Here is a 23,565-nt window from a genome sequence, read left to right as displayed (position 1 = left end):
AGTCAGTCCTCCGCGACCGCGCGCGAGAGCGTCTCGCCGCGGAAGTAGGCCGGGCGCTTCCAGCGCTGCCAGAACATGACGACGACGCCCGACAGCAGGATCACCATGCCGAGCACGAACACGAGGCCGAGGCCGAAGATGTTCGAGCCCGAGCCGTAGGCCGGGTCCATGCTGTCGATGAGCGTCGTGAAGAAGAGCACCGCGAGGATCGTGCCGCCGACGAGCGGGGCGATCAGCCGGAAGAACACGTTGCGCGCACTCGCGAAGAGCGTCCTGCGGAAGAACCACACGCACGCGAACGCCGTGATGCCGTAGTAGAAGCAGATCATCATGCCGAGCGTCTGGATCGTGTCCCACAGCACCTCGTCGCTGACGAACCGCATGATCGTGTAGAACACCGCCGCGACGATCGCCGCGACCACGGTCGCGTAGCCGGGTGTGAAGAAGCGGGGGCTGACGGTCGCGAACTTCTGCGGCAGTGCGCCGTAGTGGCCCATCGCGAGCAGCGTGCGCGCGGGCGAAACGAAGGTCGACTGCAGCGAGGCCGCCGAGCTCGACAGCACGGCGATCGACATGAAGATCGCGAGCGGGCCGAGGACGGGCCCCGCGAGGTAGAAGAACGCGTTCTCCTGGATCTCCTCGTTGCCGAGGCCGACGCCCGAGGTGCCGACACCGGCGAACGCGAGCGCGCCCATCGCCACGAAGAGGTAGATCGCCACGACGATCGAGACCGTGAGGGTCGCCGCCTTGCCCGGCGTCGTTCGCGAGCCCTTCGTCTCCTCGTTCATCGTGAGCGTGACATCCCAGCCCCAGAACACGAACAGCGAGACCGAGAGGCCCGCGACGACGGCCGAGAACGACCCGACCTCGAACGGGTTGAACCAGCTGAGCTCGACCGGGGTCGCATCGAACGCGGTGCCGTTCGCGACATGCCAGAACGCGGCGACGCCGAAGGCGATCATCACGAGCAGCTGGAAGCCGACGAGCCAGTACTGCACCTTCTGCGTCGTCTGCATGTCGCGGTACGAGATGAGCGTGGCGCCGAGGATGAACACGAGGCAGGTCGCGACGTTGACGAACGGGTTGCCGACGAGGTCGGCGACCGCCGCGGCGTCCCCGCCGAAGAAGCCGACCACCTGCGAGACCGCGAGGTAGAAGAACTCGACCGCGATGCCCGCGAGGTTCGAGAGCACCACCACCGTCGCGGCGATGAGGCCCCAGCCGCCCATCCAGCCGAGCCACGGCCCGAAGGCCCGGGTCGCCCAGGTGAACGAGGTGCCCGAGTCGGGCATCGCGCTGTTGAGCTCCCGGTAGCCGAACGCGACGAGCAGCATCGGGATGAACCCGAGCAGGAAGATCGCGGGCAGCTGCGTGCCGACCTCGGCGACGGTCGGACCGAGCGCGCCGGTCAGCGTGTACGCCGGGGCGATGCACGAGATGCCGATGACGATCGCGCCGATGAGGCCCACCGAGCCGGCCGACAGGCCCTTCTTCGTGAGGCCCGGGTCGGTGCCGTCGACCATCGCGCTCGCGGTCGTGAGCGGCGCGTGCGGTTCGGTGTGGTGCTCGTGCGGGTGGGTGCTCGCGTGTGCGGGCGTGGCCGCCTGCGCTGCACGCTCGTGCTGTTGGTGTTGCGACATACGGGGTCTCTCAGTCGGTGGGGCGCGGCACGACGATCATCGGCACCGGCAGTTCGCGGAGCATCTTCGAGCCGGTCGACCCGAGGAAGAGGCGGCTCGGGGTCGCGAGCCGGCTCGATCCGACGAGCACGATCTCGCCGGCGTGCCACTCGAGCGCGCGCACCGACTCCTCGATGCTCGAGCCCGTCGCGGTCGAGACGGTCGCGTCGACGCCGGCGGGCAGCGCCCGCTTCGCGGCGAGCAGCACCTCCTCGGCGTGGGCGGTCGACGTGAGGTCGGCGAGCTCCTCGTCCATGCCCGAGGGCAGGTCGATCGGCACGAGCGACACGAGGCGCAGCGGCGCGTGCGCGGCACGGCCCAGGCGAACGGATGCCTCGAGCACGGCGCTCGCCCCGGCGCGCAGACCGATCGCGGCGGTGATGCGGGTGATGCCCTGGGCGGTCGCGACCTCGCGCGAGCCCGAGGGTGCGAGCGCGACGGGCACGTCCGACGAGTGCAGCAGGGCGCTCGCGACCGAGCCGATGCGCGAGCGGCCGAGGAGGCCCCCGCGCGCGGCCCCGACGACGATGAGCGCCGCGCCGAACTCGTGCGCCGCGGCGAGCAGGCCCTCGGCGAACGAGTCCGCGTAGCGGATGTGCAGCGACTGGGCGATGTCGTCGCCGAGCCGCGCACTCGCCTCGGCGAGCCAGCCCTGCGACCGCTCCTTGACGTGGCGCTCGTACCCGGGGTCGCGGGGCACGACGCCGCCGCGGGCCTCGATCGGTAGCACCATGACGACCTCGAGGAACGCCTCGGTCGCCGCGGCGATGCGTGCGCCGAGCGCGAGCGCGTCGGCGCCCGAGTCGTCGGCCGTGTAGCCGACGACGATGCGCAGGGATTCGGTCATGCGGGTCTCCGCTTCAGTGTTGCTGCACTCCGGGGCCTCGCGGCCCCGGAGCACGGGACGGCTCGGCGCTCAGGCCGCGAGGATCTGCTCGGCGACGAGGCGGCCCATGCGGATCGCGCCGTCGACGTGCTGGTAGCCCTTGCCGGCCAGGTCGGAGCACGCGAAGTGGATCGGCCCGACGTTCTTGCGGAGGTCGGCGCCGTAGCGGGCGAGACCGCCCATGTCGAAGCTCGCCGCGTAGGCGCCGCGGGTCCACTCCTCGCTGCCCCAGTCGCTCTCGTAGTAGACGACGGGGTTCAGGGCCTCTGGGCCGTAGTAGTGCGACAGCGACTCGAGGATCGCGGCCTTGCGCTCGTCGGCGCCGAGCTTGAACACGGCGTCGGCCTCCTCGTCGGAGACGAAGCCGACGAGCGTGCCGCGGGGGTCGCCGTGGTTCGTGTTGTCGTACGCCTCGTGGCACAGCTCGTAGGGGCTGAACGCGGTGCCCGACAGGCCCTGCTCGCGCCAGAACGGGCGGTCGTAGACGGCGTGCACCTTGATGACGAAGCCCATCGAGATGTGCTGGTGCAGCTGGTGCTGGCGACGGGGCAGCGGCGGCTCGTACGAGATGCGGCTGTAGAGGATCGGCGGCACGGCGAGGATGACGCGCTTCGCGTGCACCTCGAGCGAGTCGGTCACGGCGACGACGCCCTGGTCGGGGTGCTCGGGGTTCCAGCGCAGCGTGCGCACGGCCTGGTTCAGGCGAACCCGGTCGCCGAGCTTCGCGGCGAGGCCGATCGGCACCTGCTGCAGGCCGCCCACGACGCGCTGGTCGAGGATGAAGTCGGCGTCGACGAGGTGCGAGAACGAGCCGGCCGAGGCGGCCATGAGGAGGGCCTGGAGCGCGGAGAACGCGTGCGCGGGCTTCGTGAGCATCGCACCGGCGATGAACATGCCGATGTTGAGCTTCGCCTCCTCGTCGTCGGTCTGGGTGCCGAGCCACTCGGCGAACGAGACCTCGTCGAGCTCCTTGGCGCGCGGGTGCGCCCACGGGGCGTCGGGGTCGATCTCGGCGACGAGCTCGTCGAGCTTCTCGATGAGGCCGACGATCTCGCCCTCGGTCTTCGCCGGCACGGGGAAGATCTCGCCCTCGAAGAGGCGGCGCTCGCCGTCCTCCGCGATGTAGACGTTCTCACCCTCGCGGTAGCGCGAGTAGGTCTCGAGGCCGAGCTCCTCGATCGTCTCGATCAGGGCGTCCTGGTCGGGCGAGACCCACTGGCCGCCGATCTCGAGCATGGCGCCGTCGATGTCGTCGGTCCAGAGGCGGCCGCCGATGCGATCGCGGGCCTCGAGCACGACGACCGACTCGCCGGCGTCCTTGAGCCTGTTCGCGGCGGTGAGGCCGGCCGCGCCGGCGCCCACGATGACCACGTCGGTATCGATGCGTTCCATGATGCTTCTTTCTTGCTCGCGCGAGACTCGCGCTGTGATCGCTGTTCAGAAGGAGGTGCGGGCACGCAGGGCGGAGACGCCCGTTTCCGGGCGCGGCTACGCCCACCTTCCCACACACGTCGCTGAAAAGTGAGGAAAATACGAAGGCGGATGCCGCAGCGCGAGGCCGCGGCATCCGCCCGCGTCGCTCAGCCCACCGGGATGAGCGTGTACTTCGTGTCGAGGTACTCGTGGATGCCCTCGAGGCCGCCCTCGCGGCCGATGCCCGACTGCTTGATGCCGCCGAAGGGGGCGGCCGCGTTCGACACGAGGCCCGTGTTGAGGCCCATCATGCCGGTCGCCAGGCGGTCGATCATGCGGTGGCCGCGTGCGAGGTCCTGCGTGAACACGTAGGAGACGAGGCCGTACTCGGTGTTGTTGGCGAGGTGCACCGCCTCGTCCTCGGTCGAGAACGTCGTGATGCCGAGCACCGGCCCGAAGATCTCCTCGCGCAGCAGTCGCGCGTCGGCCGACACGTCGCCGAGCACGGTGGGCGCGTAGAACGAGCCCGCACCGTCGATGACGGTGCCGCCGGTGAGGACCTTCGCGCCCTTGCCGACCGCGTCCTGGACGAGCTCGTCGGTCGAGGCGACCGCCTTGTCGTCGATGAGCGGGCCGATGCCCACGCCGTCCTCGGTGCCGCGGCCGACCTTGAAGGCGGCCACGCGCTCGGCGACGCGCTTCGAGAACTCGGCGGCGACCGACTCGTGCACGATGAAGCGGTTCGCCGCGGTGCAGGCCTGGCCGATGTTGCGGAACTTCGCGAGCATCGCGCCGTCGACCGCCTTGTCGAGGTCGGCGTCCTCGAAGACGACGAACGGCGCGTTGCCGCCGAGCTCCATCGAGGTGCGGAGGATGCCCTGGGCGGCCTCCTTCATGAGGCTGCGGCCGACCTCGGTCGACCCCGTGAAGGAGAGCTTGCGCAGGCGCGGGTCGGCGATGATCGGGCCCGAGACCTTCGACGAGGTCGACGTCGCGATGACGTTGACGACGCCGGCCGGCAGGCCGACCTCTTCGAGCAGTTGCACGAACGCGATGGTCGTGAGCGGCGTGAGTGCCGGGGGCTTGATCACGACGGTGCAGCCGGCCGCGAGCGCGGGCGCGATCTTGCGGGTCGCCATCGCGAGCGGGAAGTTCCACGGCGTGATGAAGAACGACGGTCCGACCGGGCGCTGCGAGACGATCATGCGACCGGTGCCCTCGGGGTTCAGGCCGTAGCGGCCCGAGATGCGCACGGCCTCCTCGCTGAACCAGCGGAGGAACTCGCCGCCGTAGGCGACCTCGCCGCGCGCCTCGGCGAGCGGCTTGCCCATCTCGAGCGTCATGAGGAGCGCGAACTCCTCCTTGCGCTCCTGGAGCAGGTCGAAGGCGCGGCGCAGCAGTTCGCCGCGCTCGCGGGGGGCGGTCGCCGCCCACGCGTCCTGCGCGGCGACGGCCGCGTCGAGGGCCTTCTTGCCGTCGGCGACCGAGGCGTCGGCGATCTCCTTGATGGTCTCACCGGTGGCCGGGTCGGCGACCGCGAGGGTCTTGCCGCCCTCGGCCTCGACCCACTGGCCGCCGATGAAGAGCCGGGCCTCGACCTTGTCGAGCACCGAGGCTTCGAGCGTTGCGTTCGTCATGTGTGTGCTTTCCGTTCGATGATTGCGTGGCGTGGGCGACGCATCGATCAGGGGTAGAGGCCGCGCAGCTTGTGCGCTTCGGCGACGCGCTCGACCGCGAGGGCGGTGGCGGCGGTGCGAAGCGACAGGCCCCGCGAGGTCGCGTAGCCGAGCACGTGCTGCCACGCGCTGAGCATCCGCTCCTCCAGTCTGGCCTCGACCTCGTCGACGCGCCACCAGTACGCCTGGTTGGCCTGCACCCACTCGAAGTACGAGACGATGACACCGCCCGCGTTCGCGAGGATGTCGGGGACGACGAGGATGCCGCGCTCGCGCATGATGCGGTCGGCCGCCGGGGTGGTGGGGCCGTTGGCGCCCTCGACGATGACCTTCGCCCGGACGTCGGCGGCGTTGTTCTCGTGCAGCACGCCCTCGACCGCGGCGGGCACGAGCAGGTCGACCTCGAGCTGCAGCAGCGCCGAGCCGTCGAGCTCCTCTGCGCCGGCGAAGCCGACGACCGCACCGGTCTCGCGCACGTGGGCGCTGAGCGCCTCGATGTCGAGGCCGGCCGCGTTGAAGACCGCGCCGTACTGGTCGCTCACGGCCTGCACCTTGACGCCCGCCTCGGCGAGGAAGCGCGCCGCGTCGGCGCCGACCTTGCCGAAGCCCTGCACGGCGCCGGTCGCCTGCGACGGCGTGATGCCGGCGTGACGGAGGGCGGCGAGCGCGATGTGCGTGACACCACGGCTGGTCGCGCTCGCACGCCCCTGGGAACCGCCGAGCGCGATGGGCTTGCCGGTCACGATGCCGGGCACCGTGTAGCCGCTGTTCACGGAGTAGGTGTCCATGATCCAGGCCATCGTCTGCTCGTCGGTTCCGATGTCGGGCGCGGGGATGTCGCGCTCCGGGCCGATGATCGGCAGGATCTCGCTCGTGTAGCGACGGGTCACGCGCTCGAGCTCGGCCTTGGAGTGCTCGCGGGGGTCGATCGCGATGCCGCCCTTCGCGCCGCCGTACGGCACGTCGAGCAGGGCGCACTTCCAGGTCATCCACATGGCGAGCGCGCGCACCTCGTCGATGTCGACGTTCGGCGCGTAGCGCAGGCCGCCCTTGGCGGGGCCGCGGCTGAAGTTGTGCTGCACGCGGTAGCCCGTGAAGAGCACGGTCTCGCCCGAGTCGCGGCGCAGCGGCACGCTCACCGTGAGCTCGCGACGCGGGGTCGCGAGCATCTGGTGGGTGCCTTCCGAGAACCCGAGCAGCGCGATGGCCTCGGCCAGCTGCGAGCGCGCGTCGGTGAGGGGCGTCGCGATGGGGGCGGATGCCTCGTGCGAGACGGGGTGGGCGACGGCGCTGTCGATCAAGGTGCTCATGCCTGCTTGAGCCCCTCGGCCACGACGCCCAGGCCCTCGACGAGCAGCTCGTCGGAGATGGTGAGCGGCGGCAGGAAGCGGATCACGTTGCCGTAGGTGCCGCACGTGAGCAGGATGACGCCCTGCTCGTGCGCGAACTTCGCGACCTTGTTCGTGAGCGCGGCGTCGGGGGCGCCGGTGGCGGGGTCGACGAGCTCGATCGCGACCATCGCGCCGCGGCCGCGGACGTCGCCGATGCGCGGGTCGGCCGTGCGCAGCGCGTTGAGGCGGCCGATGAGCACCGAGCCGATCTCCTTCGCGCGCTCGACGAGACCGTCCTGCTCGTAGGTCTCGATCGTCGCGAGTGCGGCGGCGCAGGCGATGGGCGAGCCGGCGTAGGTGCCGCCGAGGCCGCCCGCCATGGCAGAGTCCATGATCTCGGCGCGGCCGGTGACGGCCGAGAGCGGCAGGCCGCCCGCGATGCCCTTGGCGGTGACGATGACGTCGGGCACGATGCCCTCGTGCTCGCTCGCGAACCAGGCGCCGGTGCGGGCGAAGCCCGTCTGCACCTCGTCGGCGATGAAGACGACGTCGTTCGCCGTCGCCCACTCGACGAGCGCGGGGAGGAACCCGGCGGCGGGCACGATGAAGCCGCCCTCGCCCTGGATGGGCTCGATGATGATCGCGGCGAGGTTCTCGGCGCCGATCTGCTTCTCGATCATGGTGATCGCGCGGGCCGCGGCCTCTCGGCCGTCGAGGCCGCCGTCGCGGAAGGGGTAGCTGAGCGGGGCGCGGTACACCTCGGGGGCGAACGGGCCGAAGCCGTTCTTGTACGGGATGTTCTTCGCGGTGAGCCCCATGGTGAGGTTCGTGCGGCCGTGGTAGGCGTGGTCGAAGGCGACGACGGCCTGCTTCTTCGTGTAGTGGCGCGCGATCTTGATCGCGTTCTCGACGGCCTCGGCGCCCGAGTTGAAGAGGGCCGAGCGCTTCTCGTGGTCGCCGGGGGTGAGCTCGTTGAGCTTCTCGGCGACGGCGACGTAGCCCTCGTACGGCGAGACGGTGAAGCAGGTGTGCGTGAAGGCGCCCAGCTGCGCGCTCACGGCCTCGACGACGCGGGGGGCCGAGTTGCCGACGCCGGTCACGGCGATGCCCGAGCCGAGGTCGATGAGCGAGTTGCCGTCGGCGTCGACGACGACGCCGCCGCCCGCGGCGACGACCGAGATCGGCAGGGTGTGGCCCACGCCCGCGGCGACGGCCGCGGCCTTGCGGTTCATCAGCTCCTGCGAGCGGGGTCCGGGGATGGCGGTGACGAGGCGGCGCTCCTGGGTGAGGGCGGGGCCTCCGGTCGTGGTGGCCGGGGTGTCGACGAGGGTCATGTCTGCTCCGATGCAAGTGACGACGGTGGCGTGATGCGTCGATGCTAGGTCGAGAGCCGTGGATGCCTCAGGGCCGCGGTGTACGGTCAGGGGCACCTTCTTCGCCACGACGTACAAGTGAGCGACCTCACGCAGAGGCATCCGCCTGAATCCGGAATGCAGGAACTTCCGGGCGCCGTGCGGCGCGCCGAGCCCCGACACGCCGCCGCGCCCCCGAAAGCTCCTGCACACTCGTCCGGGGCCTCGCCGAACGTGCCCTCGCAGCCCGTTGACGGGCGGGGAGGGCACTCTCGACTGGGCGGCGAACGCCTCGCTACTCGGCGACGGAGGCGAGCTCGCGCTGCTCCTCGAGCCCCTGCGCGGCGACCGCGCGGGTCGCGGGCGCCGGCGGGTCGTTCGGCACCGCCGCGGTGGCGCGCGTGCCGAGGCCGGGGATCGTCAGGCGACGCCGGGCGCGCCCGATCGCCCGCAGCGACACCGCCCACTGCAGTCCGTAGCCGATCGCGAACACGAGCAGCGTGAAGATGAGCGCCATCGCCGCGCCCTGGTCGGGTTGGTAGAGCTGCGCCGACCGCGGGCTGATCATGGCGTACATGTAGACCGAGAGCGGACGCGACTCGGGCGTCGCGAGGAACGCCGGCAGCGTGAACTCGTTGGTGCCGAGGATGAACATCTGGATCCACACCGCGAAGACCGTCGGCAGCAGCAGCGGCACGACCACCCGGCGGAAGCCCTCGAGCGGGCTCGCGCCGCTCACGAGCGCGGCCTCCTCGAGCTCCTTGCGGATCTGCAGGGTCGCGCTGTAGCCCGAGCGGTACGCGATCGAGACCCGGTACGAATAGGCGATCACGAGCGCCACGATGGTGCCGGCCAGCGGGATCACCGGGTTGATCACGAGGAAGGTGAGGAACATCGCAAAGCCCGCGATGACCGCCGGGATCGCGACCGACGACGAGGCGAAGAGGTCCATGCCCTTCGACCAGCCGGTGCGACGGCCCCGCGCGATGCCGTAGGCGAGCACGGTCGCGGCGACGCACGCGATCGTGGCGCTCGCGCCCGCGATGAGGAGCGTGCGGCCGAGCGACGCCCAGAACTCGGGGTCGGCGAGCACCTCGCCGAAGGCGCCCCACTGCGTCTGCGACGCGAGCGCCTCGAACGAGAACGCGATCGGGTACGGCGTGATCGCCGACCAGAGCAGCGCGAACATCGGCAGGATCGCGGTGAGCAGCACGAAGACGAAGACGGCGACGAGCACCGGGACCTTCCACGCGCCGAGCTTCATGATCGTCGGCCGGAAGCCCTTGCCCGAGATCGAGGCGCGCCGTTCGGCACTGCGGGTGGCGCGGAGGTAGATCACGAAGGCGATCGTCGTGAGGACGAGGAACACGCAGCCCCATGCCGCGGCGAGTCCGTACTGCGGCAGCTCGCCGGCACCCGCGCTGATGAGGTTCCAGAGCTTGAGGGCGAAGATGTTCTTGCCCGCCTCCTGGCCGAACAGCAGCGGGATCTCGAGGCTGCCGAGGCCGAGGATTCCGGTCAGCACCGCGACGCCGAGCAGGCCCGGCCAGAGCATCGGCAGGGTGACGCGCCTGAGGGTCTGGCCCCACGACGCTCCCGAGACCCGCGCCGACTCCTCGAGCGAGCCGTCCATCGACGTGAGGATCGGCACGATCATGAGGAACGGGAACGTCACGTTCGTGAGCGACTGCACGACGGTCATCGTCGCGAACGAGTACGGGTCGATGACGAGGTCGCCCGGCAGCAGCCGCAGCAGCTGGTTCAGCACGCCCGACTCGGGCGAGAGCATCAGCTGGTACGCCTGCGCCTTCACGATGGGCGGGATGATGAACGGCACGACGACGAGCACCGAGATCACCCGCCGGAACGGCACGTCCGTGCGCACCGTCACCCAGGCGAGGCCGAAGGCCAGCAGCAGCGAGATGATCGTCGAGCCGCCGACGAAGACGGCGGTCGAGCCGAGCACGGCCCAGAAGTCCTCGCGCAGCTCCCACAGGGTGACGAAGTTGTCGGCCGACCACTTCGCCGTCGACACGCCGAACGGCAGGAACGGACCGCGGAACGCCGTGATCACCTGCACGGCCAGCGGGATCGCGAGGAGGAGGAAGATCACCGCTCCCGCGATGACCGTCGCGATCTTCATTCCGGTCGGCCGGGTGCGCCCGACCTCCGTGGTCCGTCCTGCCGTCGACATGTCCTTACCCGTTCAGTGCCGCGTCGGCGGCGTTGATCATCGCGATCCACTCGTCGCGGTTGTCGGGCGACTCGATGTTCGTCGTGCCGTCGAGTCCCTCGAGCAGTGCGTCGGCGTTCGTCTTCATGAGGCCGGTCGCCTCGTCGAAGACCGTCGACGGCAGGCCCGCGTAGGGCACCTGCGTCGTCGAGAACTGCTCGTCGGTCATGCGCAGGTGCAGCCAGTCGGGGTTGTACGCGTTCCAGAGCACCCAGAGCATCGCACCGGCCTGGTTCTTCGCGTCGACGTTCACGCCCGAGAACTGCGCGAAGACGGGTCCGTCCTCGTAGGGCTGCACCGTGAGGCTCGGGTTCGGGTTGAAGAGGGTCTGACCGAGCGCGATCGGCACGTCGCCGTTCGAGAGCGGCGAGTCCTGGTCTTCGAGCACCTGCAGGGTGCCCGACGACTTCAGCTCGTCGATGAGGTCGACCATCGCGTCTTCGCCGTCGGCCATGCCGACGCCCGAGAACACGTTCGCGTTGTAGCTCGCGACCGAGACCTTGCCCTCGTACTCCGGGGCGAGCAGGCCCTCGAGCGTGGGCGGCGCCTCGACCTTGTCGATGTTGACCTGCATGAGCGAGCCGTTGATGCTGTCGGGCAGCATGCCGGTCGAGCCGAGCGTCAGGAACTCCTCGGGCACGCCGAACTTCGTCCAGTCCACGTCGGCCCAGTAGCCTTCGTCGGTCATCGCGGCCGACGAGACGATCGACCCCGAGATGACGTCGGTGTTGCGCGCGCCGGTGGCCTTCGCCGAGATGATCGCCGACGACAGGTTGTAGGTGAGGCCCTGCGTCTCGATCGTGAGGTCGGGGTACTTCTTGTTGAACTCCGCGATGACCTCGGGCGAGAGCTCGTACCAGTCCCAGATGACGAGGCGACCCCCGTCGGTCTCCTTCGCCTGCTCGTAGAGCGCGTCCATCTGCTCGTCGATCGCGGGCCAGATGTCGTCGTAGAAGTTCTCGCAGCGGGTGACGGGGCCGACCTCGACCGACTCGCACGCGCCGGCCTTCGCGGCGTCGCCGGAGGGCTCGATGGCCTGGGGGGTCGACGACGGCGTGCTGCACGAGCTGAGCAGCAGCATGCCGGTCGCGGCGAGGGCGATGAGTCCGCCTCGTGCTGTGGGTGTTCTCATGATCCGGATGTCCTCTCTGACGTGGATCTCGGTGGGTGGGGTGAATCGGGTGGAACTCCTAGTCGGCGAGCACGCGGCACGCCGGGGGCGCGAGCTCGATGAACACCGAGCTCCCGTTCGCGGGCGAGTCGAGGGGCGCGCCGCGCGCGACGAGCGTGCCGGCGACGGCCCGCCCGTCGAGCACCTCGACTTCGACCTCGACGATCTCGCCGAGGAACTCGACGCGCACGACCCTGGCGGGCAGCACGTTCGGCCGGTCGGGCGCGGTCTCGTGCCAGCGCACGCTCTCGGGCCGGAAGGTGACGGTGACCTCGCTGCCCGTGCCGAGCTCGGCCGGGCAGGGGGTCACGAGCTTCGTGCCGAACGCCGAGACGATCGCGTCGCCGTTCGCGTCGCGCCCCTGCACGACCGCAGGGATCATGTTGACCCGTCCCACGAAGTCGGCGACGAAGCGGTCGGCCGGCTGGTAGTAGAGCTCGCGCGGCGTCGCCTCCTGCACGATGCGGCCCCCGTTCATGACCGCGACCCGGTCCGACATCGACAGCGCCTCCGACTGGTCGTGCGTGACGTAGAGCGCGGTGATGCCGAGCTGCTGCTGCAGCCGGCGCAGCTCGTTGCGCATGGTGTCGCGGAGCTTCGCGTCGAGGTTCGAGAGCGGCTCGTCGAGCAGCAGCAGCTTGGGCCGGTGGGCGAGCGCGCGGGCGAGCGCGAGGCGCTGCTGCTGCCCGCCCGAGAGGGCGGTCGCGGGCCGGTGCGCGTAGCCGTCGAGCTGCACGAGCTCGAGCGCCTCCATCGCGCGCTTCCTCGCCTCCTGCTTCGGCAGCCGGCTGCCCGACACCTGCAGCGGGAACACCGCGTTGGCGAAGACGCTCATGTGCGGCCAGATCGCGTAGTTCTGGAAGACCATGCCGACGTCGCGCTTGTCGGGCGAGACGTGCGACGACGCGGTCGAGAGCACCCTGCCGTCGAGCGAGATGGTTCCGCCGTTGCTCGTCTCGAGCCCGGCGACGCACCGCAGCGTGGTCGTCTTGCCGCAGCCCGAGGGGCCGAGCAGCGACGTGAACGTGCCGGGCTCGATCGTGAAGGTCACGCCCTTGACGACGGGCACGTCGGCACCGTCGAGCGAGTAGTGCTTCTCGAGGCCGTCGACGATCAGGCGTCCGCCTCCGTCTGCTGCGGTCGTGGGGTGCGGCGTCGTCACTGACGGCCTCCTTCGGTTTCGTATTCAGGATCCAGAAGAACGGTGCGGATGCCTCGGCGAGGCGTTGCGACGGCCATCAGTGCTCGGCGCCCGAGGTCGAGACGGCGGTGCTGCCGGATGTCGCGGCCGTCGTGGTCGCCGATGTCGCCGACTGCGACGCCGACGTTCGCTCGCCCCATCCGACGGTGACCTTCGGCTTCGCGAAGAACGCCACGACCCCGGCGCACACCACGAACCCGGCGACCGCGAGCAGCAGCGACTGCGACATCGCGGCCGAGAACCCGCCCGCGAGCCCGGCCGGCAGCGCTCCCCCGCCCGCCCGGGCCGCCTCGGCGTCGAAGCCCGGCAGCTGCGCCGCGAGCGTGAGGCTCATGAGCGCGGCGATCGCGGCCGAGCCGAGCACCGACCCGACCTGGCGGGTCATCGTGTACACGCCGGACCCGGCACCCGCCTGGTCGCGCGGCAGGTTGCGGGTCGCCGTCGACGCGAGCGGGGCGAAGACCCCCGAGATGCCGAGCCCGAGCACGGCCGACGGCAGGAGCAGCAGCCAGAGCGAGACATCCGGGCCCATGAGGGCGCTGTACCAGGACAGCGCGAGCGCCGACGTCGAGAGCCCGGCGAGCGACACCCACTTCGGGTCCACCCGATCGCTGAGCCGGCCGACGAGCGGCGCGAGCACGCCCGAGATCACGGCCATCGGGATGAGCATGAGCGCCGCCTGCGTCGGCGTGAGCCCGCGCGCCACCTGGAAGTAGAACGCGAGCGGCAGCGGCATGGCCGTCATCGCGAGCCCGACGAGCGAGATCGCGACGTTCGAGAGCGAGAAGTTGCGGTCGCGGAAGAGCCCGAGCGGCAGCAGCGGCTCGGCCCGGTTGAACGCCTGCCAGACCACGAACCCGGCGAGCACCACGACGCCGGCGACGATCATGCCCCACACGGTGACCGGGCCCGCGATCGTGCCCCAGTCGTACGTCTGCCCCTCCTGGATGCCGAAGACGACGAGGAACATGCCGACGGCGCTCAGCACGACGCCCAGCCAGTCGAAGCGGTGCGCCCGCGTCTCGAGGTCGGGCACGAGTCGCCACGCGGCGACGAAGGCGACGATGCCGACCGGCACGTTGACGAAGAACACCCACTGCCAGCCGAGGGAGTCGACGAGCACGCCGCCGAGGACCGGGCCGACGAGCGTCGCGACCCCCGCGACCGAGCCCCAGAGGCCCATCGCCGCGCCGCGCTGCCGGGGCGGGAAGACGCGCGTGATCACGGCCATCGTCTGCGGGGTCATGAGGGCGGCGCCGAATCCCTGCAGGGCGCGCGCCGCGATCAGCAGCGCGATCTCGCCCGAGAGCCCGCACCACAGCGAGGCGAGCGTGAACACGACCAGCCCCACGAGGTAGACCCGCTTGGGGCCGAACCGGTCGCCGAGGCGGCCCGTGATCAGCAGCGGAACGGCGTAGGCGAGCAGGTACGCGCTCGTCACCCAGATCACCGAGGTCAGGTCGGCGTCGAGGTCCTCGAGGATCGCCGGGTTCGCGATCGACACGATCGTCGTGTCGACGAGGATCATGAAGAACCCGATGACGAGCGCCCACAGGGCGGGCCACGGCCTGGCGGTCTGGTTCATGGTCGGCTTTCGCACGGGTCGGCTCTCACAGGGGGATGTCTCTGAGCCGACTAGCTCGCGGCGGCGGCGCCCGCGTCGGGCAGGCCGGTGACGGGCTCGCCCAGCAGGGGCGTCGACACGGCGTAGATGCCGTGGTTCGCGAAGAGCCAGATCAGGTTGCGGTCCCACTCGACGAAGATGCCGTGCACCGGCGCTGCGAGGTCGTCGTCGTCCTTGAGGCCCATCGGCGGCACGAAGTAGGCGCCGACCTTCGGGTCCTCGGGGTCGCGGACGTCGAAGATCTGCAGCCCCGCCGCGTAGAACGCGTAGGGGATCACGCCGCCGTGCGGGGTGCCGGTGTTCGTGAAGTAGCCCGAGCGCTTCGGCCCGAACGACCCTCGGCGCTGCGCCCAGTCGGTGAAGGCGGCCTCGGCCGGCGGAAGCGGCCGGGGCAGGGTGCGCACGACCCGCGGGTTGGTCGGGTCGCTGACGTCGACCTGGTAGATCTCCTTCGCCGGCTCGTAGCAGTCGGTGTTCATCGGGTAGCCCGAGACGTAGACGTAGCCGGTCTCCTCGACCTGCGTCGTGTCGACGTTGTCGCCCTCCGTGCCGGCGACGCTCGTGGGCAGCTCGCACCATCCGACGTGGTGGATGTTCGCCGGGTCCGAGACGTCGAGCACGAAGAAGCCCTGGCCGCCCTGGGCGGCGTAGCCGTACTTCCAGCCCGACTCGACCGAGCGCGGCATGAACACGCCCATGCGCGAGCCGAACCAGCTCGTCTTGTTGTTCCACCGGTCGTTGCCGGCGAGGACCTCGGAGTCGTCCTCCTCACCCGCGCGGGTGCCGGGCACCCACCACTGCGAGAGCAGCTCGGGGTTCGCCGGGTCGGAGACGTCGTAGGCGGCGTGGCCGGCGGCCCACAGCGTCGTCCTGTACGGCTGGTTCGTGAAGGTGTTGTCGGGGGCCGTCGCGACGAAGAGGTACTTGTCGCCGTAGTAGACGGGCAGGTCGAGTACGCCGTTGCCCTCCTGGATCTCGTCCGGCCCGTGGTTCGGGTCCGTCGAGATCTCGGTGAGCAGCGTCCAGTCGCGCGGGCTCGGCCCGTTCATCTCCCAGGTGCGGAAGCCGCGCAGGCCCTCCCACTCCAGCAGCTGCCCCTCGACGGTGTCGTCGGTCCACTTGTTGGCGACGCGCCCCTTGAGGAAGTAGCGCGGGGTCTCGCTGGCCTGGATGGCAATGTGCTTGCCGAGCTGCTCGTTCCACTGCACGGTGGTCGCGCCGAACTGCGGGCGGGGGTCGGTCCAGCCCCACTGCTCCTCGTCGACGATCTTCAGGTCGCGCGGGTCAGTGATGTCGTAGAGCTTCCAGTGGTTGCCGCCGCCGTAGTGCAGCATGTACCGGGTGCCGTCGACGTCGTAGATGCATTGCCACGAGTGGCTCGTGTTGACGACGATCGGGTAGAACGCCTCGGCCTGCGCGTTGAGGGCGTAGGTCTCGGGGTCGCGGTAGTCGAGCTGGCCGGGCCAGTCGACGAACACGTCGCGCGGGACCGAGGGGGTCGAGGCCGGCGGCAGGAAGGTGCCGTCGGGCTGCATGCCCCAGCTCGCGGGGTCGGGGTCCGCCGGCTCGCCGGCCACCCGCTCGAAGTCCTCGGGGCGGTACTTCTTCGCGTCGGGAACGTAGGGAGAGCCGGCCATGTCGCCTCCATTGGCAGCAGGTGAGTGGGATCGTGACGACGCGGGGGCGCCGTAGATTCAGCGTCATCCGATCCAGCGATGCTGTCCAATATCAATACGGCTCGGAGCCATGACCAATCGGGCATATCGCCCAGCGTTCATCAACCCGCGGAGTGCGCGTGCTCGCGCTCGAACTCGGCGAGCCGGGCACCCTCCTCCCGCAGGTGGGCGAGCAGCGCCGCCGCGGCGGCCGACGGCGCGCGGTCCTTCGGCATCGTGACCCCGACGGACCGCCGGATCGAGCTCAGCGCCGTCGGCAGGAGGCGCAGCTCCTTGTCGTCGACCGCGATGAACATCGGCAGCGCCGCGATGACGTCGGTCGTCACGAGCAGGTTCCGCAGCGTCAGCATCGAGGTGCACTCGACGCGGTCGGCGGGCAGCGGCAGCCCCTCGTGGAAGAACACGGCCTCGAGCTCGGCGCGCAGCGCCGTCTGGGCGACGGGGAAGATCCACGGGTACGCGACGAGGTCGGCGAGCGCGGTCGAACGATGGTGCACGGGATGCCCCGCCCTCGCGACGAGCCGGATCGGCTCCTGGTGCAGCCGCTCCTGCTCGAGCCTGACCGGCACGCTCGACGAGAGCCGGCCGACGGTGAGGTCGAGGTCGCCCGCGAGCAGCAGCTGCTGCAGGGTGTCGGGCGTGCCCTCGCGCACGACGACGGTGAGTCGCGGGTGCTCCCGCTTGAGCCCGGCGATCGCCCTCGGCAGCAGCAGGTTCGAGCCCGCGAGGTGCGTGCCGACCGTCACGGTGCCGAGCTGGCCCGACTGCAGCAGCCGCACCTCCTCGCCCGCGACGCGGAGCTCGGCGAGCACCGACCTGGCGCGCTCGATGAACGGACGGCCGTACTCGGTCGGCGTCACACCCCGCGGCAACCGCTCGAACAACGGCACCCCGAGGATCTCCTCGGCCTCGCGGAGCCCGCGGGTCACGACGGGCTGGGTGATGTGCAGCGCCTCGGCGGCGCGCACGAGCGTGCCCTCGTCGGCGATGGTGGTGACGAGCACGAGATGCCGGATCTTGAGCCGGCCGTCCAGGAGTCGATCGGTGGCCATGCCGCAGGACTATAGCCGAAAGGGCATGGCAGTGCAGCAAGAGAGTATTTGTCGGCATCCCTCCGCCTTCCTAGCCTGAAGCCATGCCAACGCAGACGACGACGTCGGCGGTGACGGCGACCGCCGCCCCGCCCGCCCCGAACCGGCTCCGCAACTTCATCGGGGGCGAACCCGTCGACGGCGTGCGCGGCTTCGACAAGACGAACCCGGTCGACGGCTCGCTCGTCGCGATCGTGCACGAGGCGGGCGCCGACGAGGTCGACCGTGCGGTCGCCGCGGCGAGGGCCGCGCTCGAGGGTCCGTGGGGACGCATGACGGTCGCCGACCGCACCCGCCTGCTGCGCCGGGTCGCCGACGTCATCGACCGCCGGGCCGACGAGCTCGTCGCGGCCGAGGTCGGCGACACCGGCAAGCCCGAGACCCTCGCCCGCGACCTCGACGTCGCCCGGGCGTCGGCGAACTTCCGCGCCGCGGCCGACACGGTCTCGTCGGCCGGCCTCGACTCGTACCTCACCGAGATGCCCGACGGGCGCCGCGCGCTGAACTACGCCGTGCGCAAGCCGCTCGGCGTCGTCGCGGTGATCGTGCCGTGGAACCTGCCGCTGCTGCTGCTGACGTGGAAGCTCGCCCCCGCCCTCGCCGCGGGCAACACCGTCGTCGTGAAGCCCTCCGAGGAGACGCCCTCGTCGGCCACGCTCCTCGCCGAGATCCTCGTGGAGGCGGGCGTGCCCGCCGGCGTCGTGAACGTCGTGCACGGATTCGGCACCCGCTCGGCGGGCGAACTGCTGACGAGGCATCCCGGCATCGACGGGGTCACGTTCACGGGCGAGTCGTCGACCGGGTCGGCGATCATGCGAGCGGTCGCCCCGCGGGTGCGGCCGGTCTCGTTCGAGCTCGGCGGCAAGAACGCCGCCGTCGTCTTCGCCGACGCCGACCTCGATGCCGCGATCGCCGGACTCGCCCGCTCGACCTACCTCAACACGGGCCAGGTCTGCCTCTGCACCGAGCGCATCTACGTCGAGCGCTCGATCTTCGCCGACGTCGCGGCCGGGCTCGCCGAGCAGGCGTCGCGCCTGCGGCTCGGTCGCCCCGAGGACCCGGCGACGACGACCGGCCCGCTCATCTCGCAGGCGCACCGAGACAAGGTGCTCGGCTACTTCGAGCTCGCCCGCGAGGAGGGCGCGACGGTGCTCGCGGGCGGCGGCGTGCCGACCCTCGGCGACGGCCTCGACGGCGGCTCGTGGATCGAGCCGACCCTGTGGACAGGGCTCGACAACTCGCACCGCACGATGCGCGAGGAGGTCTTCGGACCGGTCACCGCGCTCGTGCCCTTCGACACCGAGGAGGAGGCGATCGCGCTCGCGAACGACACCGACTACGGGCTCGCGGCCGTCACCTGGACGAGCGACCTCACCCGCGGCCACCGCGTCGCGCAGCGCATGCGCGTCGGCATGTCGTGGGTGAACACCTGGTACCTGCGCGACCTGCGCAGCCCCTTCGGCGGCGTCGGGCTCTCGGGCGTCGGCCGCGAGGGCGGCCGCCACTCGCTCGAGTTCTACACCGAGCCGACGAACGTGTGCGTGCAGCTGTGAGCGGGCAGGCGACGCCGGCCTGGCCTGGCGAGCACGAGGTGACGGATGCCTCGGGCGCGACGAGCTCGACGATCGGGGCCTCGAACGCGGATGCCTCGTGGCGCGACGCCGACGAACGGCTGCGCGCCGCCGCCCGCACCGGCGTGGCGTGCGCCCCCGTGCGCGAGCTCATCGGCGAGACCGACGAGCGCGCGGCCTACGCCGTGCAGTCGCTCGGCGTCGAGCGGCGCCTCGCCGAGGGCCGCCGCATCGTCGGCCGCAAGATCGGGCTCACCTCGCCCGCCGTGCAGGCGCAGTTCGGCGTCTACACGCCCGACTACGGGGTGCTGCTCGACGACATGGTCTTCGCCGACCGCGAGCCGATCGACCTCGGCCGCTTCCTGCAGCCCCGCGCCGAGGCCGAGGTCGCGTTCGTGCTCGGCCGCGACCTCGACTCCCCCACGGCGCACGTCGCCGACGTGATCCGCGCGACCGAGTTCGTGCTGCCCGCGATCGAGATCGTCGACTCCCGCATCGCGGGCTGGGACATCCGCATCACCGACACGATCGCCGACAACGCCTCGAGCGGGGCGGTCGTGCTCGGCACCACCCCGCACCGCCTCGACGGGCTCGACATCGCGGGGGTGGGCATGCGGCTCGACCACGGCGGCGAACCCGTGTCGACCGGGTCGGGTGCCGCGTGCCTCGGCAACCCGGTGATCGCCGTCGCGTGGCTCGCCCGTGCCGTCGCGCGGCACGGCCGGCCGCTCCGTGCGGGCGAGGTCATCCTCTCGGGCGCCCTCGGCCCGATGGTCGCCGCCGCCGAGGGCGTGTTCCACGCCCGGCTCGACGGCCTCGGCGAGGTGCGGGCCGACTTCATCACGACCACGGAAGGAGCCGCGGCATGACGACCGGCGTCGCCATCATCGGATCCGGCAACATCGGCACCGACCTGCTCATCAAGGTCAAGCGCCTCTCGTCGACCCTGCGGGTCGTCGCGATGGCCGGCATCGACCCCGACTCCGACGGGCTCGCCCGCGCGCGCCGGCTGGGCGTCGCGACGACGCACGAGGGCGTCGACGGCCTCGTCGCCATGCCCGAGTTCGAGGACGTCGAGCTCGTCTTCGACGCGACGAGTGCGGGCGCGCACGCCCGGAACGACGCGCTGGTCCGCGACGCCGGCCGCGTCATGGTCGACCTCACCCCCGCCGCGATCGGCCCCTACGTCGTGCCCGTCGTGAACCTCGGCGAGCACCTCGGCGCGACGAACGTCAACATGGTGACGTGCGGCGGCCAGGCGACGGTGCCGATGGTGGCGGCGGTCTCGCGCGTCGCGCCCGTCGCCTACGCCGAGATCGTCGCCTCGATCTCATCGCGCTCGGCGGGCCCCGGCACGCGCGCGAACATCGACGAGTTCACGCAGACCACGGCACGCGCCCTCGAGGTCATCGGCGGCGCCGAGCGCGGCAAGGCGATCATCGTGCTGAACCCGGCCGAGCCGCCGCTCATCATGCGCGACACGGTCTACTGCCTCGTCGAGCACGACGACGGGGCCCCGCTCGACGAGGCCGCCGTGCGCGCCTCGGTCGACGCGATGGTCGCCGACGTGCAGGGCTACGTCGGCGGCTACCGGCTCAAGCAGCGGGTGCAGTTCGACCCGGTCGACGAGCCCTACGTGCCCGCGCTCGACCGGCCGTTCCGCGGCACGCGCGTGACCGTCCTGCTCGAGGTCGCCGGAGCCGGCCACTACCTTCCCGAGTACGCGGGCAACCTCGACATCATGACCTCGGCGGCGCTGCGCACCGCCGAGCGCCTCGTCGCCGAACGCGCGACCGCCGAACCGCAGGGAGCGAGCGCATGACCGAGATCACCCCCGACGCGACATCCCCCGACGGCCCGAAGGTCTACGTGCAGGACGTCACCCTGCGCGACGGCATGCACGCCATGGCCCACCGCTACACGCTCGACCAGGTCCGCGACATCTCACGCGCCCTCGAGGCCGCGGGCGTCGACGCGATCGAGGTCGCCCACGGCGACGGCCTCGGCGGTTCGAGCGTCGCCTACGGCCAGGGCGCGCACACCGACTGGCAGTGGATCGAGGCGGCCGCCTCGGTGCTCGAGCGTGCGAAGCTCACGACGCTGATCCTGCCCGGCATCGGCACGATCGACGACCTCGCCCGTGCCCGCGACCTCGGCGTCGCGAGCGTGCGCGTCGCCACCCACTGCACCGAGGCCGACGTCGCCGCGCAGCACATCGGCTGGGCGCGCGAGCACGGCATGGACGTCTCGGGCTTCCTCATGATGAGCCACATGAACGACCCGCGCGGCCTCGCCGAGCAGGCCCGGCTCATGGAGTCGTACGGCGCCCACTGCGTCTACGTCACCGACTCCGGCGGGCGGCTCACGATGCGGGATGTCGCCGACCGGGTCGACGCGTACCGCGAGGTGCTCGCCCCCGAGACCCAGATCGGCATCCACGCGCACGAGAACCTCTCGCTCAGCGTCGCGAACAGCGTGACCGCCGTCGAGCACGGCGCCTTCCGCGTCGACGCCTCGCTCGCGGGGCAGGGCGCGGGCGCCGGCAACTGCCCCATCGAGGCGTTCGTCGCCGTCGCCGACCTCGTCGGCTTCGAGCACGGCTGCGACCTGTTCGCCCTGCAGGATGCCGCGGAGGAACTCGTCCGTCCCCTCCAGCGCCGGCCCGTCCGGGTCGACCGCGAGACCCTCGCGCTCGGCTACGCGGGCGTGTACTCGAGCTTCCTCCTGCATGCCGAGCGGGCCGCCGAGCGGCACGGGCTCGACGCCCGCGACATCCTCGTCGAACTCGGCAGCCGCCGCATGGTCGGCGGCCAGGAGGACATGATCGTCGACGTCGCGCTCGACCTCGTCGAGGCGCGGTCCCCGGCCGCCGGAGGTGCGGCGTGACCGCCGCCTCGGCCTTCGCGGCGGCCCTCGACCGCGCCCAGCGCACCGCATCGCCGACGACCCAGCTCGCCGCCGACGCGGCGATCGGCCTCGACGCCGCCTACGCGACCCAGCACGCCCTCCTCGCCCGCCGGGTCGCCCGCGGCGAGCGCATCGCGGGCTTGAAGCTCGGCTTCACCTCGCGCGCCAAGGCGCAGCAGATGGGCGTCGACGACGTCATCATCGGCACCGTCACCGACGCCATGCGACTCGAGAACGGCGGGGTGTTCGACGTCTCGACGGCGATCCACCCCCGCATCGAACCCGAGGTCGCCTACCTGCTCGGCGACGACCTCGACGACCCCGCGCTCGCCGCGTCCGACGCGGTCGGCGCCGTCGCCGGGGTCGCGCCCGCGCTCGAGGTCATCGACTCGCGCTACCGCGACTTCACGTTCAGCCTCGACGACGTCGTGGCCGACAACGCCTCGGCCGCGGCGTTCGCGATCGGACCGTGGCGGTCGCCCGAGGCGGTCGGGCCGCTCGACAACCGGGCCGTCCGACTCGAGATCGACGGCCGGCTGTCGCAGGCCGGCTCGACCGCCGCGATCCTCGGCGACCCGGTGCGGGCGCTCGACGCCGCGCTCCGTCTCGCCCGCCGGCACGGCTTCGCGCTGCGCGCCGGCATGGTGCTGCTCGCGGGGGCGGCGACCGTCGCGGTGCCGCTGCCGGCCCGCGGCGTCGTCACGGCGCACGTCGCCGGGCTCGGCGAGGTCTCGGTGCGCGCGAACGGCGACGGGGGTGCGCGATGACCGACGCCCGAGGCCTCCTCGTCACCGGCAAGGCGACGCCGCGCGGCCGGTTCCCGCACGCCCGGGTCTCGGGCGACCTCGTGTTCGTGTCGGGCACCTCGAGCAGGCGCCCCGACAACACGATCGCGGGCGCGGAGGCCGACGAGTTCGGCGCGACGCGGCTCGACATCGCCGTGCAGACGCGCGCCGTCATCGAGAACATCCGCGAGATCCTGTCCGAGGCGGGCTGCACGCTCGACGACCTCGTGCAGGCGACGAGCTACCTCGTCGACATGAACGACTTCGCCGGCTACAACGCGGTCTGGGCCGAGTACTTCGACGAGCGCGGGCCCGCCCGCACGACCGTCGCCGTGCACCAGCTGCCGCACCCGCACCTGCGCATCGAGATCCAGGCGATCGCGCGACGCCCCGACGCATCCCACGACCCCAGCGCCACAACTCTCGAGGAGGAGAACCAATGAGCACCATCCCACCCGTCATCGATTTCGCCGCGTGGATCAAGGAGCACGAGCACCTGCTCCAGCCCCCGGTGAACAACAAGCAGGCGTTCATCCCGATGAACGACTTCATCGTGCAGGTCGTCGGCGGCCCGAACCAGCGCACCGACTTCCACTTCGACCCGTACGAGGAGTGGTTCTACCAGTACCGGGGCAACATGCACGTCAACATCCAGACCGAGGACGGCCCGCAGCGCATCGACATCCGCGAGGGCGAGATGTGGCTGCTGCCCGGCAACGTGTACCACTCGCCCCAGCGCCCCGAGGCCGGCTCGATCGGCATCGTCATCGAGCGCATCCGCGAGGAGGGCACCCTCGAGAAGTTCGCCTGGTTCTGCCCGAACTGCAACGAGAAGGTGCACGAGGTCGAGCTGCAGGTGCGCGACATCGTCGAGGACCTGCCGCCCGTCTTCCGCGAGTTCTACGAGAGCGAAGAGGGTCGGACGTGCCCGAAGTGCGGCACCGTCCACCCCGGCAAGGGCTGAACCCG

At 71.3% G+C, this 23,565-nt stretch carries 19 protein-coding genes; 7 read left to right on the top strand and 12 right to left on the bottom strand.

Annotated elements, in window-relative coordinates; translation table 11 throughout:
- Positions 1 to 2: 2 nt before the first annotated feature.
- From ACFWGP_RS10625 to ACFWGP_RS10570, 12 genes are all read right to left on the bottom strand, one after another.
- Complete coding sequence (locus ACFWGP_RS10625) at positions 3 to 1,523, bottom strand: APC family permease (RefSeq protein WP_275506783.1); 1,521 nt, start codon at positions 1,521 to 1,523, stop codon at positions 3 to 5.
- A gap of 127 nt (positions 1,524 to 1,650) precedes the next feature.
- The gene (locus tag ACFWGP_RS10620; RefSeq protein WP_231428667.1) at positions 1,651 to 2,526 is read right to left on the bottom strand and encodes a universal stress protein; all 876 of its coding nucleotides are present in this window, start codon (positions 2,524 to 2,526) and stop codon (positions 1,651 to 1,653) included.
- A 69-nt stretch (positions 2,527 to 2,595) separates the two neighbouring features.
- Positions 2,596 to 3,957 (bottom strand): NAD(P)/FAD-dependent oxidoreductase, encoded by a 1,362-nt coding sequence (locus ACFWGP_RS10615; protein WP_231428668.1) that lies wholly within the window; start codon positions 3,955 to 3,957, stop codon positions 2,596 to 2,598.
- Between the two features lie 188 nt (positions 3,958 to 4,145).
- Complete coding sequence (locus tag ACFWGP_RS10610; RefSeq protein WP_231428669.1) at positions 4,146 to 5,615, bottom strand: NAD-dependent succinate-semialdehyde dehydrogenase; 1,470 nt, start codon at positions 5,613 to 5,615, stop codon at positions 4,146 to 4,148.
- A gap of 47 nt (positions 5,616 to 5,662) precedes the next feature.
- Positions 5,663 to 6,964: a Glu/Leu/Phe/Val dehydrogenase gene (locus ACFWGP_RS10605; protein ID WP_275506231.1), complete on the bottom strand. Its 1,302-nt coding sequence runs from the start codon at positions 6,962 to 6,964 to the stop codon at positions 5,663 to 5,665.
- Complete coding sequence (gabT, locus tag ACFWGP_RS10600) at positions 6,961 to 8,319, bottom strand: 4-aminobutyrate--2-oxoglutarate transaminase (RefSeq protein WP_231428671.1); 1,359 nt, start codon at positions 8,317 to 8,319, stop codon at positions 6,961 to 6,963. Before gabT ends, ACFWGP_RS10605 begins: the two co-directional genes overlap by 4 nt.
- 313 nt (positions 8,320 to 8,632) lie before the next feature.
- Positions 8,633 to 10,531 carry an ABC transporter permease gene (locus ACFWGP_RS10595; protein ID WP_376930883.1) on the bottom strand — a complete coding sequence of 633 codons (1,899 nt, stop codon included), beginning with the start codon at positions 10,529 to 10,531 and terminating at the stop codon, positions 8,633 to 8,635.
- A 4-nt stretch (positions 10,532 to 10,535) separates the two neighbouring features.
- Positions 10,536 to 11,702, bottom strand: a complete 1,167-nt coding sequence (locus ACFWGP_RS10590; RefSeq protein ID WP_376930882.1) for a hypothetical protein — start codon at positions 11,700 to 11,702, stop codon at positions 10,536 to 10,538.
- A 58-nt stretch (positions 11,703 to 11,760) separates the two neighbouring features.
- Positions 11,761 to 12,903, bottom strand: coding sequence for an ABC transporter ATP-binding protein (locus ACFWGP_RS10585; RefSeq protein ID WP_231428674.1), 1,143 nt, complete (start codon positions 12,901 to 12,903; stop codon positions 11,761 to 11,763).
- Positions 12,904 to 12,979: 76 nt separating this feature from the next.
- Entirely contained in the window at positions 12,980 to 14,527 is a 1,548-nt protein-coding gene (locus ACFWGP_RS10580; RefSeq protein ID WP_376930881.1) for a DHA2 family efflux MFS transporter permease subunit, read from the bottom strand.
- 50 nt (positions 14,528 to 14,577) lie between these two features.
- A complete protein-coding gene (locus ACFWGP_RS10575) occupies positions 14,578 to 16,203 on the bottom strand; it encodes an LVIVD repeat-containing protein (protein ID WP_231428676.1) in 1,626 nt (541 codons plus the stop codon).
- A gap of 140 nt (positions 16,204 to 16,343) precedes the next feature.
- Positions 16,344 to 17,294 carry a LysR substrate-binding domain-containing protein gene (locus ACFWGP_RS10570; protein ID WP_275506225.1) on the bottom strand — a complete coding sequence of 317 codons (951 nt, stop codon included), beginning with the start codon at positions 17,292 to 17,294 and terminating at the stop codon, positions 16,344 to 16,346.
- 83 nt (positions 17,295 to 17,377) lie between these two features.
- Here ACFWGP_RS10570 and ACFWGP_RS10565 point away from each other — a divergent pair, with 83 nt between their 5' ends.
- The 7 genes from ACFWGP_RS10565 to ACFWGP_RS10535 are packed head-to-tail and all read left to right on the top strand — an operon-like array spanning position 17,378 to position 23,560.
- A complete protein-coding gene (locus ACFWGP_RS10565; protein ID WP_376930880.1) occupies positions 17,378 to 18,886 on the top strand; it encodes a 2-hydroxymuconic semialdehyde dehydrogenase in 1,509 nt (502 codons plus the stop codon).
- Positions 18,883 to 19,773 (top strand): 2-keto-4-pentenoate hydratase, encoded by an 891-nt coding sequence (locus ACFWGP_RS10560; RefSeq protein WP_376930879.1) that lies wholly within the window; start codon positions 18,883 to 18,885, stop codon positions 19,771 to 19,773. Before ACFWGP_RS10565 ends, ACFWGP_RS10560 begins: the two co-directional genes overlap by 4 nt.
- Complete coding sequence (locus ACFWGP_RS10555; RefSeq protein ID WP_376930878.1) at positions 19,770 to 20,726, top strand: acetaldehyde dehydrogenase (acetylating); 957 nt, start codon at positions 19,770 to 19,772, stop codon at positions 20,724 to 20,726. The genes ACFWGP_RS10560 and ACFWGP_RS10555 overlap by 4 nt, the downstream gene beginning before the upstream one ends.
- The gene (gene dmpG / locus ACFWGP_RS10550; RefSeq protein ID WP_376930877.1) at positions 20,723 to 21,790 is read left to right on the top strand and encodes a 4-hydroxy-2-oxovalerate aldolase; all 1,068 of its coding nucleotides are present in this window, start codon (positions 20,723 to 20,725) and stop codon (positions 21,788 to 21,790) included. Before ACFWGP_RS10555 ends, dmpG begins: the two co-directional genes overlap by 4 nt.
- The gene (locus tag ACFWGP_RS10545) at positions 21,787 to 22,578 is read left to right on the top strand and encodes a 2-keto-4-pentenoate hydratase (protein ID WP_376930876.1); all 792 of its coding nucleotides are present in this window, start codon (positions 21,787 to 21,789) and stop codon (positions 22,576 to 22,578) included. Before dmpG ends, ACFWGP_RS10545 begins: the two co-directional genes overlap by 4 nt.
- Complete coding sequence (locus tag ACFWGP_RS10540; RefSeq protein ID WP_376930875.1) at positions 22,575 to 23,039, top strand: RidA family protein; 465 nt, start codon at positions 22,575 to 22,577, stop codon at positions 23,037 to 23,039. The genes ACFWGP_RS10545 and ACFWGP_RS10540 overlap by 4 nt, the downstream gene beginning before the upstream one ends.
- The gene (locus ACFWGP_RS10535) at positions 23,036 to 23,560 is read left to right on the top strand and encodes a 3-hydroxyanthranilate 3,4-dioxygenase (RefSeq protein ID WP_231428683.1); all 525 of its coding nucleotides are present in this window, start codon (positions 23,036 to 23,038) and stop codon (positions 23,558 to 23,560) included. Before ACFWGP_RS10540 ends, ACFWGP_RS10535 begins: the two co-directional genes overlap by 4 nt.
- Positions 23,561 to 23,565 lie beyond the last annotated feature (5 nt).

Source organism: Agromyces sp. NPDC127015, from assembly GCF_042725165.1.
Classification (GTDB): Bacteria; Actinomycetota; Actinomycetes; order Actinomycetales; family Microbacteriaceae; genus Agromyces; species Agromyces chromiiresistens.
Note: the sequence above shows the minus strand (reverse complement) of the source record. Positions and strands in the feature narration are given on the sequence as shown.

What these genes read in the sequence shown, in the direction of transcription:
- ACFWGP_RS10625 (WP_275506783.1), bottom strand. Translation starts at nt 1,523, where the DNA reads ATGGTCGACGGCACCGACCCGGGCCTCACGAAGAAGGGCCTGTCGGCC.
- ACFWGP_RS10620 (WP_231428667.1), bottom strand. Translation starts at nt 2,526, where the DNA reads ATGACCGAATCCCTGCGCATCGTCGTCGGCTACACGGCCGACGACTCG.
- ACFWGP_RS10615 (WP_231428668.1), bottom strand. Translation starts at nt 3,957, where the DNA reads ATGGAACGCATCGATACCGACGTGGTCATCGTGGGCGCCGGCGCGGCC.
- ACFWGP_RS10610 (WP_231428669.1), bottom strand. Translation starts at nt 5,615, where the DNA reads ATGACGAACGCAACGCTCGAAGCCTCGGTGCTCGACAAGGTCGAGGCC.
- ACFWGP_RS10605 (WP_275506231.1), bottom strand. Translation starts at nt 6,964, where the DNA reads ATGAGCACCTTGATCGACAGCGCCGTCGCCCACCCCGTCTCGCACGAG.
- gabT (WP_231428671.1), bottom strand. Translation starts at nt 8,319, where the DNA reads ATGACCCTCGTCGACACCCCGGCCACCACGACCGGAGGCCCCGCCCTC.
- ACFWGP_RS10595 (WP_376930883.1), bottom strand. Translation starts at nt 10,531, where the DNA reads ATGTCGACGGCAGGACGGACCACGGAGGTCGGGCGCACCCGGCCGACC.
- ACFWGP_RS10590 (WP_376930882.1), bottom strand. Translation starts at nt 11,702, where the DNA reads ATGAGAACACCCACAGCACGAGGCGGACTCATCGCCCTCGCCGCGACC.
- ACFWGP_RS10580 (WP_376930881.1), bottom strand. Translation starts at nt 14,527, where the DNA reads ATGAACCAGACCGCCAGGCCGTGGCCCGCCCTGTGGGCGCTCGTCATC.
- ACFWGP_RS10575 (WP_231428676.1), bottom strand. Translation starts at nt 16,203, where the DNA reads ATGGCCGGCTCTCCCTACGTTCCCGACGCGAAGAAGTACCGCCCCGAG.
- ACFWGP_RS10570 (WP_275506225.1), bottom strand. Translation starts at nt 17,294, where the DNA reads ATGGCCACCGATCGACTCCTGGACGGCCGGCTCAAGATCCGGCATCTC.
- ACFWGP_RS10565 (WP_376930880.1), top strand. Translation starts at nt 17,378, where the DNA reads ATGCCAACGCAGACGACGACGTCGGCGGTGACGGCGACCGCCGCCCCG.
- ACFWGP_RS10555 (WP_376930878.1), top strand. Translation starts at nt 19,770, where the DNA reads ATGACGACCGGCGTCGCCATCATCGGATCCGGCAACATCGGCACCGAC.
- dmpG (WP_376930877.1), top strand. Translation starts at nt 20,723, where the DNA reads ATGACCGAGATCACCCCCGACGCGACATCCCCCGACGGCCCGAAGGTC.
- ACFWGP_RS10540 (WP_376930875.1), top strand. Translation starts at nt 22,575, where the DNA reads ATGACCGACGCCCGAGGCCTCCTCGTCACCGGCAAGGCGACGCCGCGC.
- ACFWGP_RS10535 (WP_231428683.1), top strand. Translation starts at nt 23,036, where the DNA reads ATGAGCACCATCCCACCCGTCATCGATTTCGCCGCGTGGATCAAGGAG.